A 16,199-nucleotide genomic window follows, 5' to 3' on the forward strand; every position below is an offset into this window, starting at 1 on the left:
CTCTTCTAAAACAGCATTGTTTTATTTCAAGCGCTCAACCAGTTTGTCATATTCGGGACTTTTCAGAAAATTGTCAATGGAAATATGCTCTGCGCTTGGCGCTTTTACTCTCGCCCGGTCAGTCAAGGTCTGATGGGTAATGACGATATCTGCATCATTCGGAATGTCGCTGATCGCGGTATTCGTTACAGCAACATCGACATTGGCCTCTTTCATCTTTTTGCGCAGGATGGAAGCTCCCATTGCACTGGAGCCCATTCCGGCATCACAGGAGAAGACGATTTTGCGAACGTCCTCCTTCGCTTTTGCAGCGCCTGCTGCTTGTGCTTGAGCAGTTCCGGCTGTGCTTGTCGCAGCACCTGACGAAGTTCCTTTAGCCTCGCTCTTCATTTCGTTCATCTTCGCTTGCGCCTGCTCCAGATCATCCTCGTCAGCGTTTTTGCGCGAGGTTTTGAGAATTAATACCGCGACGAGGAAGGAAACAACCGTTGCAGTGATAACGCCTGAGAACACTGCCAGCAGACCGCCCTTAGGCGCCATGGCCACATAAGCAAAGATACTGCCTGGCGATGGCGTTGCAACAAGACCTGCGTTGAACAGGGAGAAAGTAAATGTACCCGTAATCCCCCCGGCAATTGCAGCTACAATCAATAGAGGTCTCATCAAAATGTAAGGGAAGTAAATTTCATGAATCCCGCCCAGGAAGTGAATAACAGCCGCTCCTGAAGCAGATTGTCTGGCAGACCCGCGGCCGGCAATCATATAAGCCAGCAGAATGCCAAGCCCAGGACCCGGGTTGGACTCCAACATGAAGATAATGGACTTGCCCGCCTTGGCTGCCTGATCCAGCGCGATCGGACCGAGTACGCCGTGATTGATCGCATTGTTGAGGAACAAGATCTTGCCAGGCTCGATCAAAATGTTCGCCAGCGGAAGCAAGCCGTTGTCAACCAGGAACTGCACGCCATTAGCCAGCACACTGCTGATTCCTTGTACAACTGGTCCGATAGCAACATAAGCGATGATGGCAAGCAGCCCGCCGATGATACCCGAAGAGAAATTGTTCACCAGCATTTCAAAGCCGGAACGGATTCTACCTTCCAGCAAACGGTCAAACTGCTTCAATATCCATGCCGATAATGGTCCTATTATCATAGCTCCCAGGAACATCGGGATATCTGCGCCGACGATAACGCCCGTAGTGGCCACAGCTCCAATGACACCGCCGCGAACGCCGTAAATCATGTTGCCGCCTGTATAGCCAATCAAGATCGGCAGCAGGTGGAACAGCATAGGCTCAACAAGTTTGGCCAAGCTCTCATTGGGAAACCACCCGGTCGGAATAAATAAAGCGGTAATCAGCCCCCATGCAATAAATGCACCAATATTCGGCATTACCATCCCGCTCAGGAATCTTCCGACACGCTGTATGCCTACTTTAGCGCCGCCTGCTCTCTGCTTCTTTGCGTCAGTCGTTGTCACTGCAGCTCCTCCTTTTATAATAACGTTTTCATACTTGTTTACACCAAAATAATAGGCCACAATCCGTTTCGCTTCAACAAAAGGAAAATTCTATTCCGTCATGAATAATGTTGACAGGATTTAATAATTCATTCATGAAGTTCAGATGGGGAGCGTTTTTTTACTTCTTTGTCCGAGCCTTCAGGTGGGAACAACCTGTATAATACGTGTAAAAGGCTGCTTTTTTGGACAAAAAAATTAGTGTTTAAAAAGTGCAAGGCCAGGAAATAAAAAAGTGCAAGCGAGAAAACGCAGCAAATAAAAAAATCCAATTGAGTGTAAGCGTTATCACTTTTATAGTGAATCGTAAGCAGATGGGGAAAGGGTACAGAAGAATGAAGATTCGCGAACGCTTTAACAAATTCAGCTTTTTCCACAAAAGCTTGATCATCACACTGCTCATATCCATTATACCGGTCACTGCGCTATCGATAATGACCTATTCCATCGGTGTCCGGGAAATCAGGCAGGAGGTCGGAAGAACTCAACAGCTCCAATATGCACAAGCAGCCGAAAGATTGGATGCCCAGTTGAACCGGCTCAAACTGACCGTCAATCAATGGGCTTATCACCCGTTTTTGATGGAGTTGAACAAACAGTATACGGTCGGCAGGGACGTTCGTTTTACGCTGGATTTATTCAATCAATTAATCGTCATGAAGAACGCCGATCCGCTGATCGAGAAAGTATCCCTGCTGCTTCAGCAGGAATCGCTGCTTCTGATTGAAGGCGAGAACGGCATCCGTACGATTGATGATGACCAACTTGAACGTCGCTATCAATCGCTGTTGGAACATCAGCGCAGCATTTTCTGGGGGACTAATCCTGAATTGGCAGCGAATCAGGAAGAGGAAAAAAGAAAAATATTTCCACTCGCTTTGATTCAGAAAATACCGGTCACAATGGAACCTGTCTTTGGCGCGCTAATTGTAGAGTTGAACAAGAATGAGCTAAGGTCCATGCTGAAGGTGCTCAGTCCGCCTGAACAAGGAACTGCTTTTATACTGGATGAAGGAGCTGCCTACCTCGTCACCAATGACGAGCAAACCGAAGCTGCCGACAACGGGCTTAACGATGAGCTTCGGCAAACCGTGCTGCAAACCGGTCAACGCTCCGGAACCTTTTCCTTCAGTTCGGGAAGCGATAATTATGTTGTCACTTACGACCATTTGGACAATACGGATTGGCTGTATGTGTCTGCTGCTCCCTTGTCCCATTTGCTGAATCCGGTGAAGCATCTGCTTAAAATACCGCTGTTCTCTATTCTGCTTGGACTGTTGTTCGCCCTTGTCTTGTCCTGGCTCGGGTCCAAGCAGTTGTACCGCCCTTTGCAGCAGCTGACACGCGTATTCGGCTATGAGTACAGCAAAGACCAGCAGCGTAGAGGCGAGTTTCACTTCATCGAGTCACGCTGGCACTATTTGATCGGGGAACGCAGCCACTTGCAGGCCAAATTGCAGCAAGCTACCCCCGCCTTGCGAGAGGGCTTTCTGCTTCAACTTGTACAGGGCCATCTGGATTCCTTATCCGAGCAGCGAATTCGCGAGCAATTGATCCAGTATGATATCCATACTCAGGATCAGCAGTTTTCCATGCTGCTCATTCAGCTCTACGGATTTACGCATTATTACGCCAATTTGGCCAAAGGAGATGAGCAACTCATTTCCTTCGCGGCCGCTAACATTATCGATGAAATATTGAAACAGCAGGCATTGAAGGCGTTTGTCATCAACTTTCAGGACTTGACCATCGGCGTATTGCTTCTCTCCCCTGCCGACCAGTCAGGAGAGAACATCAAGTCGGGATTGTTCGAGCTGGCCCATGCGGTAATCTCACCTTTGCAGCTTTATTTGAAGCTTCAGGTTGCCGTCAGCCTTAGCCCCATCGCCACGGTGCTCAAGCAAATCCCGTCCGCACTGGAAGATGCCCGCCATGCGATTTCCCATCGGGACATCGCAGCGGATAATGCCGTTATCGACGCGGAGGATATCGTTCTGAGAGGGGATCATTCAACGCCGTATCCATTCATTGCAGAGAAAGGATTAATTCAATTGATTCAGATCGGCGCCGAAGAGCAGGCGCTTGAGCAGGCGGATGCGTTCATGGCAGCCTTGCAGTCCCATTCAACTAAAGAATTTGCGATTCAGCAAGGAATGCTGCAACTATTGGGCAATGTTCAGTTCGCTATGCTGCAAATCGGCTGCAATCTGCAGCAGATGCATCGCGGGGTCAATCTGTTCGATCAATTGTTGCACATTCGCGAGCCCGCTGGCATGTTGTCCTGGTTCAAATCGATGATCATTACACCGACGATCCGGGAGATGCAATCGATTAAAGATCTGAAATCGAAGCAAATCATTGATAAAGTGCTGGTCATGTTGCAGGAAAATTACATGCACGATATTTCGCTGGAGATGTGCGCCGACCGCTTCGGAACTTATGCCCAAAAGCTGAGCGCCAGCTTCCGTCAAATTATCGGGATCAATTTCATCGATTATCTGACCCGCCTGAGACTGGATAAATCCAAGGAGCTGCTGATCAGCACCCAAATGAAAATTAACGACATCGCTGAACAGGTCGGATATCAGCCGACCTACTACAACCGCATTTTCAAAAAGCACGAAGGTATGACACCCGGTCAATTCCGCGAAAAGCATACCGATGGAGCTTGATTTAGGAGGAACACAATAATGAAGCTGCTGGACGGCCTGCGCAAGGATTTGTTTCTATATTTGCTGATTCTGCCCGGCGTACTCTATTTTCTTATTTTCAAATATGTGCCGATGTGGGGAATTGTCATCTCGTTTCAAGACTACTCCCCTTATATGGGCTTTTGGAAGAGCCCTTGGGTGGGCTTCGAGCATTTCACGAATCTGTTTAAAAATCCAGATTTTCCGATCCTGTTCCGCAATACGATGATGATCAGTCTGATGAATATCGTCTTCTATTTTCCGATGCCGATTATTCTGGCGCTGATGCTCAATGAGCTGAGGACAGAGCGGTACAAGCGGGTTCTGCAATCGATTGTTTACCTGCCGCATTTTTTGTCCTGGGTTATTATCTCCGGGATTTCCTTCCTCCTGCTCTCTCAGAGCACCGGAATCATCAATATGATGTTAATCAAGCTGGGATTTCAGCCGTTTGATTTTCTGACGAACCCGAATGTATTCTGGCAGATGCTGACTGTTCAAAGCATCTGGAAGGAGACCGGATGGGGAACGATTATCTTCCTGGCCGCGATGGCTGGCGTCGACCCGCAGCTGTACGAGGCGGCTAGAATGGACGGGGCAAGCCGCGTGCGTCAAATCTGGCATGTGACGCTTCCCGGAATCCGCCATGTCATGGTCACCCTGCTTATTTTAAGACTCGGGAGCATTATGGACGTCGGCTTCGAGCAGGTGTTTCTAATGATGAACAGTGCGGTATCCAATGTAGCCGATGTGTTCGAAACCTATGTCTACCGCAACGGCATTCAGCAAGGACAATTCAGCTACAGCACCGCTGTCGGACTGTTCAAATCGGTCATCGGCCTCATTATGGTCGTAGGAGCTAACAAGCTGGCCAAACGCTACGGAGAGGAGGGGCTGTACTAGATGAAAGAGGGTAGAATATTCGGATTGATCAACGGGTCGCTGCTCGCCGTCATCGGCGCCCTCACGCTCTTCCCGCTGTATTACGTCTTTGTCGTCTCCTTCACCGATCCGGCAGAGTATATCGCCAAGCAAGGCTTTGTCCTGTTTCCTGAGAAATGGTCGTTGCTTTCCTACAGATACATTTTGTCGACCTCTTCTTACTTGCGAGCGACGGGGGTCAGCACATTCCTGGCTACTGTCGGAACGGCGCTCAGTCTGATGGTCACAGCCGCGCTCGCATACGGACTATCCCGAAAGCGCTTGCGCATACGCAAGCCGCTCATGTTGATGGTACTTTTTACGATGCTGTTCAGTCCGGGCATTATTCCGCATTATATTCTCGTTCGCGATTTGAACCTGATCAATAATCTGTGGTCGCTCATTCTCCCTTCGCTAAGCAGCGGATGGTATGTCTTCCTGATGAAAAGCTTTTTTGACAGCATTCCGCCAAGCTTGGAGGAAGCTGCCATGGTAGACGGCTACAATGATTTCAGAATTTTCTTCCGCATTATTCTGCCATTGTCTCTGCCGGCGATCGCCGCATTCGGACTGTTCTATGCGGTCGGCTACTGGAACACCTATTTCAATGCTGTACTGTACATTAATGATTCAACCAAGTGGCCGCTGCAAATTTTGCTGCAAAACATTCTGATCGACTCTTCAACATCCTCATCCGGCTCGGGAGCGGCAGAGCTGATGAACGAGCAGCAGCTCCCCGCCCAGACGTTGAAGATGGCGGCGGTGGTCGTTGCCACGCTTCCGATATTGTTCGTCTATCCACTGCTGCAAAAGCATTTTGCCAAAGGGGTCATGCTCGGTTCCATCAAAGAGTAGCTCCAGTGATTGCCCATTACGATAAAGGGGGTGACCACTGGCTCCTGAGGCTGCCAATCATCAGAGGAATTTGGCTTGCAATTCGCAGTTTCAACAAACAGACATCGCAATCAAAAGGGAGGATCTATATCGATGAAAAACTCGCTTAGCAAATTTGCCAAAACCGCAGGCACTGCCCTACTGGCATTGACCCTGCTCTCGGCCTGCACATCCAGCCCGGCTCCAGGGTCCGGGAATGGGAATACCCCGAGCAATACCGGCGCCGGCAAAGAGACGGGGGGAACAAGCGAACAGCCTGTGTCCATCAGCATTATAACTGAATTCAATACACCGGAGGCTCCTGGGCCAGATAATCCGGTGCAGAAGGAATTCGAGAAAAAGACCAACACGAAGCTCAATATTATGTGGACGTCCCCCAACAGCTACGGAGACAAGGTGAATCTGATTTTGGCTTCCGGGGATATGCCTGATCTGGTTAAGGTGCTGGATTTCAATAGCTCCCTGATGAGACAAATGGTCAAGCAGGGCGCATTCTGGGATTTGAGTCCGTTCCTCGCCGATTACCCTCACCTGATGGAGTATCCTGAGAGCGTATGGGAAAAGACGAAAATTGACGGCAAAAATTACGTCATCCCTTCTGTGCGTCCGTTGCACGGCGGACCATGGATGCCGATTGTCCGTAAAGACTGGCTCGACAAGCTGCAACTGGAAGTGCCGAAGACACTTGACGATTTGTTCAATGTCATGAAGGCTTTTGCCGAGCAGGACCCGGATGGCAACGGAGTTAAGGATACAATTCCGCTGCTGCCGCGCAACGATCTCGGCTGGGCCGAGGGAGTGCTGAACCACAGCAATGGCAAATGGAAACAAGTGGACGGCAAGCTGATCGATACAACCTTCGAGCCTGGCACAAGAGAAGCGCTGGAATGGCTGAACAAGGTGTATAAGGCAGGTTACATGCCGGCAGATTATGCGGTGATGAAAGAAACCCAATCCGAGGACTTGGCCAAGACAGGACGCGTAGGCATGTACCCGAATACGATTGAAGCCATATGGAGGGTGCAGGCGGAACTGATCAAGACGAACCCGGAAGCGGACTTCCTGCCGCTTAGCTACCTGGAATCCGATGCCGGCACTTATGCTCCTTCCTCGCCTGGATTCAATGGCGTGTTCCTGATTCCGAAATCGGTACCGGAAGAGAAAGTGAAGAAAATTCTTGAGCTGATGGATTACGGCGCTTCCGAAGAAGGCTTTACTCTGGCCTGCTACGGCATCGAAGGCATTCATTATACAGTCGGGGAAGACGGCTTCAAGGTCGCCACGGATCAGGCCTTCAAGGACAGTGTCTCCCAAAGCTCCTTCGGTAAAATCTTCGAGCGGTTCGACCAATATCTCTGGGCTTACCGCACGGGCATGCCGAAGGAAGTATTCGAACGCAACAAGAAGATTGTTGACGAGCGCCAGACGCATTCGGTTGATGATCCAAGCGTCGGCCTGATCTCGGAAACCTGGCTGAAGATCGGACCGGATTACACTAAGAAAATGAACGACCTCAAAACCAAAATTATTATGGGACAGGAGCCGATTGAGGCGTGGGACAAATATGTAGCCAGCCTGAAGGCGGACGCGAACTATACGAAGGTTATTGATGAAATGAACGAAGCGTTCGCTGCAAGAAAGCAATAAGCTTCTCCGGACGGCCGCATCTATTGATTACCGCATGCGACTGCCCGTATCCAGGCACAAATAGTGTCCGGCCCGCTGGTCGATTGATTGACCAGCGGGCCGGACACTTCTTCATGCTGTATTGCAAGCAGCCGCAAGCTGCTTATTCACGGATTACGCCGCCAAGATCAGCAAGGAATACCCGACGAGTGCCGTCTACAAAGCCGTTGAAGATTACATGCCGGTTGTCGGGGGCCCAGGCAGGATGCGGATCTACCCGCAGCGCCGATGTCGTCTTCGTCCCAGGGTTGCCCACCGGAATCCGGATAATCGCCCGCTCACTGCCTCCCTTCAAATCGATGAGCCTCAAAGGGACCGTGCCGTCACCGTAAGCGACATGCTCCTGCTCGTAGGCATCCGTTAGAATATGGCGGCCGTTCGGGTGGACCGTCGGATGACCGGAACCGGGAATTCCTTCAATAATTGTACTCAGCCCGGACCCGTCGTAGCCAGCACGCACCAGCTTGAGCTTGCGGTCGCCATCCAGGCACAGATTCATCGACAATGTCCGGCCATCCGGGTACCAATTGATATGATGACCGCCTTTGTCCCATTGCTCCGGACCGACCGCAACATGAATATCGCTGCCATCGGGCTTCATCGTAATGACCCAAAATTTCAGATTGTGCTTCATCAGCATGTTCCACGGCTGCTCTTCCTCCGTATGGAACCAGCGCATTGTGAAGATCAGACGATCCCCCTGCGGATTGAACTTGCAATGGAAGCCATAGCATTCGCCATGGGCGTACAACTGCCGATCAATAGCAGGCTGCGCCCGGTCGAATACTTCTTTAATAGAAACGAGCAGTCTTCTTTTGCCTGTCTCGGTATCGGTCACATACAATCCGTCGTCCTCGCTAAATCCGAAGTTGCGCGGAACCCGATCATCAGGTACCATCACACCATACCCGTATTGCGTACGCCGCATTCGCTTCATACAAGCAGAGATGATGGACTTTCCGTCCGGGGAAATCCGGTAGATGCCCCCTTCAAGCCTGCGCTTCGCGCCGGTCAAGGGATTCAGCTCCACACAATAGGGCTCCCATTCTCCTGGTTCGACATCATTGTAGTAGAGCTTCTCATCGCTTGTCCCCCAGTTCAGATTGGCGCCAAGCTGCGGTTCCCAGCCACAGGTGGCTGCAATCGGGCGCTCTGTCCCGGTATGCAGATCGATGAGCGCAATGACAGCTTGCTCGCCGGGCTGCGGCAAGCGCTCTTCCTGCGGCATTTGCAATACGGCAACGTATCTGCCCGATGGGCTGACAGGGGAAGTATCGAAGAAGCGGTGGAAGCTTCCTTTGCTATTCGGGGTCAAACACCACACCGGCACAAGCGGATCGTACGCCGTATAACGGGGAAATCGTTCACTAATGATCAATATAATCGCTCCTTTGCTATCTATGATGTTCATATTTATTGTAAATACAGACCCGGCAGCATGTGTTATCTGCAAACAGACTGCTTTTGTCTGCAGATGACATCTGGTGCGATTACGCATAACAGGAGGTGCACATGAAAGAATTCGGCATCGATATTCAGTGGACGGCCCGCTATCAATATCAGCAAGGCGGCAATCTTCATATACATGACCACAGCTTCTATCAAATGATCTATTTTGTCGACGGTAGCGGAAGGTTCAGTCTGGACGGGCAGGATTATCCGATTGCTCCGGGAGCCTTCTTCTTTATCAAGCCCCATGTCCGTCACGGCTTCACAGCGCACCGCGCTTCCGTAATCAAGACACTCGATTTGAAATTCCATATCATCAACAAGGAATTGGAGTTGCTTGTCGCCAAGGTTCCCGGCTCGCACCTGGATGATGGGCAGAACGTGCGCGCCTTATTGGAGGCGATTCGAAATGAAGGGTTAACCAAGCGCCCTTATTTCAGTCACCTGGCTGCCCTCCACTTACTGCAATTGCTCTACCTGATTGCACGTTCACAGACAGAGCTGACACAGCAGCAGACGGCGTCCCTCCCCGTACCTGCGGGAATGACCTATGAGCCGCAGGAGGCGGCGCGGCAAGTTGAAAGCATGATTCAAGCTCACTATGCCGAAGACATTACCCTGCACAGCATCGCCGCCCAGCTCGGCTATGACCGCAGCTATCTGAGCCGTGTGTTTCGCAGCAGTTACGACTGCACGTTCTCCCAGTACTTGCGCCGGTTGCGAATTGGCAAAGCCCGGGAGCTCCTGGCTGACACCAGCTTCAGCTTGAAAGAAATTGCGGAGCGAACCGGATTTAAGACAATCTATCATTTTAACCGGGTATTCAAGGAATTGGAAGGCGTTAGCCCTGGAGGATGGCGGCAGAAGGAGCAAGGCGGAGTGAGGAAGGATGTTTATTTTGGGGAGTGATCACAGTCCGGATTGCTGTTCTTGGTCATGAATGGAATGTTTTAATCCAACTTCAAAGAAATTTTTAATGTGAGTGCTATCATTCGCTCCTCACCAAGCTCCCCGTTTTACAACTCAAGAATCAACCAATATTTTCTATTTTAGAGTAATATGGTTTATGTATATGAGATGCTGGAAAATCGAATATGTCTCTTTCGATAATTATCCTTTACATGGTAAAATAGAACTATTTTATAAAAATATCAAAATAAAGGTTGAAACTATCTTTTATTTTGATTTATACTTTTAGTTGGGTTTCTTCTGGGAGTATGCCCCAATTACTTTATCACATGCAAAAAAGAGTGATGTGTGATGAGGAGAAATTTTCATTCTACTATTCAAGGACCATGGAAAGAAAAGGATGAAGGATCTTCGTATTCATGGATTTACTCAACTCCTTCAGGCAATAAAGCAAATTGGGATACCAGGTAGAAATTAGGATTTATGGATTTGTCATCATAATGATGACAAATCCGTTTTCGTAGAGGAGCAGTCATTATGAAGAAAGTCTTACTAACATTTCTACTTTTAATAGTAGCCATCAGCTTATTCAGCTTTGATGCCTTGTTCAAAAAACAAATTGCCAATATACTTTATGATGATTATAAACTCATGACTATACATTATTTTGAAGAAGAAAGAACTACATCAACAAATGTAATTCAAGAGTTAGTGGACTTTTCTGTGGATGAAGGAGTAAATATATCCCGTTACCATTTCATTAATGAGCATACTCTTCATATATACTCATCTAACATTCAGAGCGATTCTCATATTAGCCTTATCAGTGGTGAATGGCCGTATGATAATAATTACATTTCTAACAAATCAGTGATAGATCAGAATCAAAGCGGGACTATTGCATTCCCTATTTCTAACTTGGAGGTTAAATACTTTGACTTTCATCAACTTAGAAATGTAGGATTAGGTGGAAGTTTTTATTTATCGAAATCGGATAATGAATTACTTGAGCGAGCCCGTCAAGCATTTTCATCTTTTGGTGAAGTTCGTTTTGAAGAAGTTCAAACTAACCCGTTTTTAATGGTAAATGTAACTCTATTTCTTGTTGTGCTATTTGCACTCGTTTCTTATAGTATAATTATCTTCTATTATATGATTCAAAATCGGACACAGTTTTATCTTCACCAATTGTGGGGCTATACTGTTTTCAGTAGTTTTCTTGCTTTTATTAGACCAGTATTTAAATCAATTCTTATAATTATTGTTACTGGGCAAGCTCTAGTTATTACTTTAACTATATATTATAACCAGACCTACTATTTGATTGATATTGTAGTTGTCTCTATAATTATTTCGTTGATAATGTTGCTTGTTACAGTGGTCTTATTGGGAATCAGCCTCTTTTTTATTCGTCAATCAGGTATTGATAGTGTTAGTCTGAAAGGAAGCCCGCCTTTTAAAAATTACCAAATATCCTCTGTAATTCTTAAAGCTATATTTAGCATGATACTCTTATCGATTACGGCTTTCTCATTTATGAAAGCATTGGACTTAAATCAAAAATTAGCCAATCAAACATATTGGAATGAAACCAAAAACATATATAGAATTCAAGTAGGTCCTTTAAATATATCCGGAGATTTAAAAAAAGAAAAATATCTTAATGATCAATTCGAAAATTTATACCAATCTTTGAAAATTAATAAAGACTTATTCCTTATTTATGCAGCTAATTTTGTTAAAATTTATCACAAGGATATAAGAGGTAAATATCTGTTTGAATATAATTCAGAAGGTGAGGAACAATTTTATTTACCGCGTGGTCGTAGTATCGTTATTAATGAAAACTATTTAAAAATTAACCCCATACTTGCTGCCAATCAGAGAGAGATTCTGGATCAATTGAACTCTAACCCGATGATTTTGAATCTTTTAGTACCTGAAAAATTCAAGAAATATGAGCAATCAATAAAACAGAATTATCTAAAGAATTTTTACTTTCAAAAGGTAAGAGTGAACAATATATATAATGAAGAATTAGGGGCTCCATTAAATACAATTGATATAACAGATTTAGACATAAATATTATATATACCAGTAACTCACAGTCTTACTTTACATTTAACTCTAGTTTAGGGGATCCTAAAAATAAAAATAAAATTGTAGATCCTATAGCGATAATTTTTAATGAGAGTGTGGACTCATCTTTTATTGGTGCTTATACGACAACCAGTTTATATTTTTACGATGACTCACAAGGGAATGCATATAATAATATTATTGGATATTTAAAAGAAACAAGAACTTTAGGCTACATTCCTTATGTTACATCTGTTTATCAAGAAAATAACGCAGAGATAGTGAGGTTGACACAACAACTGTTACAGCAAATTGTCGCACTCTCTATTATGTTTATTCTCTCTTGTGCTTTTTTGATTGTATTTGTTTGGAGCTACTACATGTCAAATGCCAACCAACTTTATCTTAAATTTTTATTTGGATATTCTTATTGGAAAACAAATAAGCTATTAATTTTGAGTTCTATTTGTATTTATTTTATTTCAGGTATATTAGTTTTCTTTTGGCTGCATACAGAAATTGTTATACTATCTACACTATTATTAATTGGTACTGACATGATCCTTATTTATTTATATAGCAGATACTTAAATCGTCAGCATATGGGAAAAATTCTTAAAGGAGAAAGTTTATGATTCAACTAGAGGATGTAAATAAATCTTATGAAGGAAGACCACTGTTGACAAACTTCTCAATAAATATAGACACAAATCAATTTGTTACAATTACAGGTAGAAGTGGTTCAGGAAAATCAACACTTCTAAATATAATGAGTTTATTAGACGTCCCTGATAAAGGAACAGTTAAAGTTCGAAATATTTTAAATCCGGATCGTAAGAAAACCCAATGGTTAAGAAGATTTCATTTTGGCTATATTTTCCAAAATTATGTACTTATGAATCAAAACACTGTTGAAGAAAATCTTCTTTTATCAACCCAATACTCTAAAAAGGTAAGTTCAAATGAGTTGATAGGAGTGCTCGAAAAAGTAAAACTTGACGGGAGCTACTTAAAGAAAAGGATTTATCAATTAAGTGGCGGTGAACAACAGCGATTAGCAATTGCCCGAATAATTTTAAAACCATGTGATATTATTTTTGCTGACGAACCGACAGGAAATTTAGATCATCACAACAAAAAAATAATACTCTCCTTGTTCCATGAATTACAGCAAAAAGGAAAAACAATTGTATGTGTTACCCATGATGCAGAGATTGCTAAACAATCTGATAAAAATATCGAACTGTAGAAATCAATAGGATGTAACTCTTGTAAGTATATAATATTCTGGAGGATAAAATGTTGAAACATCTAGGGATATCATTAATTAATTGTATAATTATTATTGTTGCTTTGGTCTTACATCGGATTATTTTTCGTGTTTTTAATATCTCCTTTGAAAATGTTTTTATTTATTGGGGGATATTCATTGCAATAATATTTGTACTTACATTATTAATTTCTTTAATCTTCTCAAAAGAAAAATCGCGAAACATGTAATCGAATACTGCTCTCTGCGCCTAAGCCCAGGGAGCAGTATTCGGTATTTCGCTTCATTAAAATATTCAGAAAATATCTGGTCAAACTTTCGTTAAACTGAAGCTCGTATGCCAACCTTCTCCCCAGCCAATTAACTAAGCTTTGCGCGGCTTGCGCACAAGCGCGATAATAACTGCGATTACGCCCAGTGCCAGCGCCGCAATTGCCATTCCACGGTCCACACTGTTGGAGCCTGCTGTTGCGGCCTTCTCCTCTTGACCGCCTGCCTGATCTGCCGGCTGCTGAGTGGTTGTGCCGACGCTTGCGCCGTGGCCTTGATTACTGCCGCCTGCTCCAGCGTTTACGACAGTGACCGATGCAGGATGCTGACCGTCTGATGCTTCGACCCAGTCTACCTTGCTGCCGTCCGCGTAGGTCTGATAAGCCTTCCAGTTAAGCTCGGTGGCATCTGCGCCAACCTTGCCCTGGAAACGGAACTCGGTAAACTCGGTTACTTCGAGTCCTTTGCCTTCAGCCGTCCACTTGATAGCGGTAATTTTGTCTCCTTCTCCCTTGGTCAGCTCATAAGTCCAGCCCGGCTTTGGCTCAATGCGCAAAACTTCAACACCATCGGGAACGCGTACTTCAATTACCTTTGTTGTGGTTCCACTGGTCTCACTCGGAACCCGAACGGCAAACACCTCATATGAACCTTGGCTTACTTCTGCAGGACGAACCGTAACATGCGCGCTTGCAATCCCCGCAAACAAAAACAGCGCCATGGAAATGAGTGCCGCGCTTAATAACTTTTTCATTCAAGAACCCCTCTTCAACTTGGTAATCGTATCTGTACCCAAGTATAATCATCTCTCGGCAATAAGACATGACTCAAAAGGGCTATATGTCCGTGAACAAACTGTGAGCTAAATGATCAGTTGGAGAAAGGGCCTTTTGCAATGCCCTGCTCCATTGCATATCGGGCTAGCTGTACGCGGTTGTCCAGATGGAGCTTTTGCAAAATATTTTTCAAATGATTTTTGACCGTGTGCTCGGAGAGATGAAACAGCGAAGCGATCTCACGATTGGATTCTCCTTTGGCAACACGCTCCAGAATTTCGGTCTCCCGCGGCGTGAGCGGAGAAACAGGAACACCGCCCTGAGATCTGCGGCGAGAAGCCGCGGCCGCCTGAGCCTGCTCTCCCTGAATCGGATCATCTTCCGCCGTGCCGGACCGGGCCCGCGATGAAAATTCCTGCAAAATTCGAAAGGCCAGTTCTTTCGACATTGGCGCTTCATCCACCGCGATCGCCCGCAAGTATTCATGCCAGGAGGACGGTTTTAAATTTTTAAGCAAATAGCCTTGCGCCCCTCGCTTGATCGCCTCGAACAGGTCGGTAATGTCATCGGATACGGTAACCATGACAATTTTAATATAGGGCTGCGCAGCCTTGATTCGCTGCGTAGCCTCCAGACCGCCCATACCCGGCATATTAATATCCATCAAGATTAGATCCGGTTCCAACTCGGATGCCAGCCGAATTGCCTCCTCGCCATTCACCGCTTCAGCCGCAATTTCAAATGTCCGGTCCGACTCCAGCACCGTGCGCATGCCCTCTCGCCCGTGCGGGTGGTCATCCACGATCAGAACACGGACGGTACGTACCCGGTCCGCCATTCTTCATCCGCTCCCTTCGCTTATAATAGTCACCTGTGTCCCCTGGCCATGTTCTCCCGGAAGGTTGTGATTCCTATCGGGAAGACCGATCTCAAGCCGCCAGTCCATTGCCGCAGCACGGCTCTCCATTGACCTGATGCCATAGCAGCCTTTGCGCTTAAAATTCTCTGCGTCTGCCCCGATGCCGTTATCTGTCACTGTGCAGACGAACCCTCTGCCGTTATCTGTATGCGGATAGCATTGAATGACAGCAGTGGTAGCCCTCGCGTGCTTCTGAACATTTATGAGCGCCTCCCGCAAAATTGCCAGCAACTCTACCTTTTGCCTTGGCGTCAACCAGGCATCGGCCAGCTGCCAGTCCAGTGTCAGCTGCAGCCCGCTGTCCTCGCGAATTTCATCCAGCAGCTTGTGCATGGACTGCATCCACGGCTTGTCGGTCACAACAGGACTGCTATGCAGCGCCGCGATCGACTGTCTGACATTGTCATAGACATGCCGGACCGTCTCTCGAATTTGCTCCGTCTGCTGCTTGCCCTCAATGCTGCTCTGCACCTGATCCAGCTTATCCAGCTTGACAGAGAGCAGAAATAAGGACTGGGAAATGCCATCGTGCAGTTCGCGCGCCAACTGCTGCCGCTGCTCAAGCGCGGCCTTAAGCGACTGCTCTCTGCGCAGCGAGTCCTGCGCGTGCTCCAGCACGACAAACAATTTGCGCAGCAGCGTAATGGTGACAAAAAACACAATAAAAGGAGCCAGCAAATTGCCTAGCTCCATGGAAACATAAGGGAGCAGCAGCGTATGCCGCAAATACTCCCACAAACCGATTGTCAACGTAGGGATTGACAATATCAACCACTTAAGCTGCTTATATGTCAAGGCTGCTCCCCCTCATCAA

13 protein-coding genes are annotated in these 16,199 nt (G+C 46.5%); 8 read left to right on the plus strand and 5 right to left on the minus strand.

The window, feature by feature from the left end:
• Positions 1-21: 21 nt before the first annotated feature.
• Positions 22-1,482, minus strand: coding sequence for a PTS mannitol transporter subunit IIBC (locus JFN88_RS22000; RefSeq protein ID WP_199021489.1), 1,461 nt, complete (start codon positions 1,480-1,482; stop codon positions 22-24).
• 374 nt (positions 1,483-1,856) lie between these two features.
• Here JFN88_RS22000 and JFN88_RS22005 point away from each other — a divergent pair, with 374 nt between their 5' ends.
• From JFN88_RS22005 to JFN88_RS22020, 4 genes are all read left to right on the plus strand, one after another.
• Entirely contained in the window at positions 1,857-4,193 is a 2,337-nt protein-coding gene (locus JFN88_RS22005) for an AraC family transcriptional regulator (protein WP_199021490.1), read from the plus strand.
• An 18-nt stretch (positions 4,194-4,211) separates the two neighbouring features.
• Positions 4,212-5,114, plus strand: a complete 903-nt coding sequence (locus JFN88_RS22010; protein ID WP_199021491.1) for an ABC transporter permease — start codon at positions 4,212-4,214, stop codon at positions 5,112-5,114.
• Positions 5,115-5,987: a carbohydrate ABC transporter permease gene (locus JFN88_RS22015; protein ID WP_199021492.1), complete on the plus strand. Its 873-nt coding sequence runs from the start codon at positions 5,115-5,117 to the stop codon at positions 5,985-5,987.
• Positions 5,988-6,119: 132 nt separating this feature from the next.
• Positions 6,120-7,673 carry an extracellular solute-binding protein gene (locus JFN88_RS22020; protein ID WP_199021493.1) on the plus strand — a complete coding sequence of 518 codons (1,554 nt, stop codon included), beginning with the start codon at positions 6,120-6,122 and terminating at the stop codon, positions 7,671-7,673.
• A 142-nt stretch (positions 7,674-7,815) separates the two neighbouring features.
• Here the strand turns inward: JFN88_RS22020 and JFN88_RS22025 are convergent, their stop codons facing one another.
• Positions 7,816-9,090: a TolB-like translocation protein gene (locus JFN88_RS22025; protein WP_199021494.1), complete on the minus strand. Its 1,275-nt coding sequence runs from the start codon at positions 9,088-9,090 to the stop codon at positions 7,816-7,818.
• A 134-nt stretch (positions 9,091-9,224) separates the two neighbouring features.
• Between JFN88_RS22025 and JFN88_RS22030 the strand changes: the two genes are divergently transcribed.
• From JFN88_RS22030 to JFN88_RS25510, 4 genes are all read left to right on the plus strand, one after another.
• Positions 9,225-10,070, plus strand: a complete 846-nt coding sequence (locus tag JFN88_RS22030; protein WP_199021495.1) for a helix-turn-helix transcriptional regulator — start codon at positions 9,225-9,227, stop codon at positions 10,068-10,070.
• Between the two features lie 537 nt (positions 10,071-10,607).
• Positions 10,608-12,785 carry a DUF1430 domain-containing protein gene (locus JFN88_RS22035; RefSeq protein ID WP_199021496.1) on the plus strand — a complete coding sequence of 726 codons (2,178 nt, stop codon included), beginning with the start codon at positions 10,608-10,610 and terminating at the stop codon, positions 12,783-12,785.
• Positions 12,782-13,399: an ABC transporter ATP-binding protein gene (locus JFN88_RS22040; RefSeq protein ID WP_199021497.1), complete on the plus strand. Its 618-nt coding sequence runs from the start codon at positions 12,782-12,784 to the stop codon at positions 13,397-13,399. Before JFN88_RS22035 ends, JFN88_RS22040 begins: the two co-directional genes overlap by 4 nt.
• A gap of 50 nt (positions 13,400-13,449) precedes the next feature.
• Positions 13,450-13,650: a bacteriocin-like WGxF protein gene (locus JFN88_RS25510; RefSeq protein ID WP_199021498.1), complete on the plus strand. Its 201-nt coding sequence runs from the start codon at positions 13,450-13,452 to the stop codon at positions 13,648-13,650.
• Positions 13,651-13,784: 134 nt separating this feature from the next.
• Here JFN88_RS25510 and JFN88_RS22050 read toward each other — a convergent pair whose 3' ends face one another.
• The 3 genes from JFN88_RS22050 to JFN88_RS22060 form a co-directional block, all read right to left on the minus strand.
• Complete coding sequence (locus JFN88_RS22050; RefSeq protein ID WP_199021499.1) at positions 13,785-14,444, minus strand: YcnI family copper-binding membrane protein; 660 nt, start codon at positions 14,442-14,444, stop codon at positions 13,785-13,787.
• Positions 14,445-14,560: 116 nt separating this feature from the next.
• Positions 14,561-15,304: a response regulator gene (locus JFN88_RS22055; RefSeq protein ID WP_199021500.1), complete on the minus strand. Its 744-nt coding sequence runs from the start codon at positions 15,302-15,304 to the stop codon at positions 14,561-14,563.
• A 3-nt stretch (positions 15,305-15,307) separates the two neighbouring features.
• Positions 15,308-16,180, minus strand: a complete 873-nt coding sequence (locus JFN88_RS22060; RefSeq protein ID WP_199021501.1) for a sensor histidine kinase — start codon at positions 16,178-16,180, stop codon at positions 15,308-15,310.
• Positions 16,181-16,199 lie beyond the last annotated feature (19 nt).

Origin of the sequence: Paenibacillus roseus (assembly GCF_016424485.1) — a bacterium.
GTDB lineage: Bacteria > Bacillota > Bacilli > Paenibacillales > Paenibacillaceae > Paenibacillus_D > Paenibacillus_D roseus.

Excerpts from the sequence above, each read along its gene's own strand:
- JFN88_RS22005 (WP_199021490.1), top strand. The coding sequence starts at position 1,857 with ATGAAGATTCGCGAACGCTTTAACAAATTCAGCTTTTTCCACAAAAGC.
- JFN88_RS22010 (WP_199021491.1), top strand. The coding sequence starts at position 4,212 with ATGAAGCTGCTGGACGGCCTGCGCAAGGATTTGTTTCTATATTTGCTG.
- JFN88_RS22015 (WP_199021492.1), top strand. The coding sequence starts at position 5,115 with ATGAAAGAGGGTAGAATATTCGGATTGATCAACGGGTCGCTGCTCGCC.
- JFN88_RS22020 (WP_199021493.1), top strand. The coding sequence starts at position 6,120 with ATGAAAAACTCGCTTAGCAAATTTGCCAAAACCGCAGGCACTGCCCTA.
- JFN88_RS22030 (WP_199021495.1), top strand. The coding sequence starts at position 9,225 with ATGAAAGAATTCGGCATCGATATTCAGTGGACGGCCCGCTATCAATAT.
- JFN88_RS22035 (WP_199021496.1), top strand. The coding sequence starts at position 10,608 with ATGAAGAAAGTCTTACTAACATTTCTACTTTTAATAGTAGCCATCAGC.
- JFN88_RS22040 (WP_199021497.1), top strand. The coding sequence starts at position 12,782 with ATGATTCAACTAGAGGATGTAAATAAATCTTATGAAGGAAGACCACTG.
- JFN88_RS25510 (WP_199021498.1), top strand. The coding sequence starts at position 13,450 with ATGTTGAAACATCTAGGGATATCATTAATTAATTGTATAATTATTATT.
- JFN88_RS22050 (WP_199021499.1), bottom strand. The coding sequence starts at position 14,444 with ATGAAAAAGTTATTAAGCGCGGCACTCATTTCCATGGCGCTGTTTTTG.
- JFN88_RS22055 (WP_199021500.1), bottom strand. The coding sequence starts at position 15,304 with ATGGCGGACCGGGTACGTACCGTCCGTGTTCTGATCGTGGATGACCAC.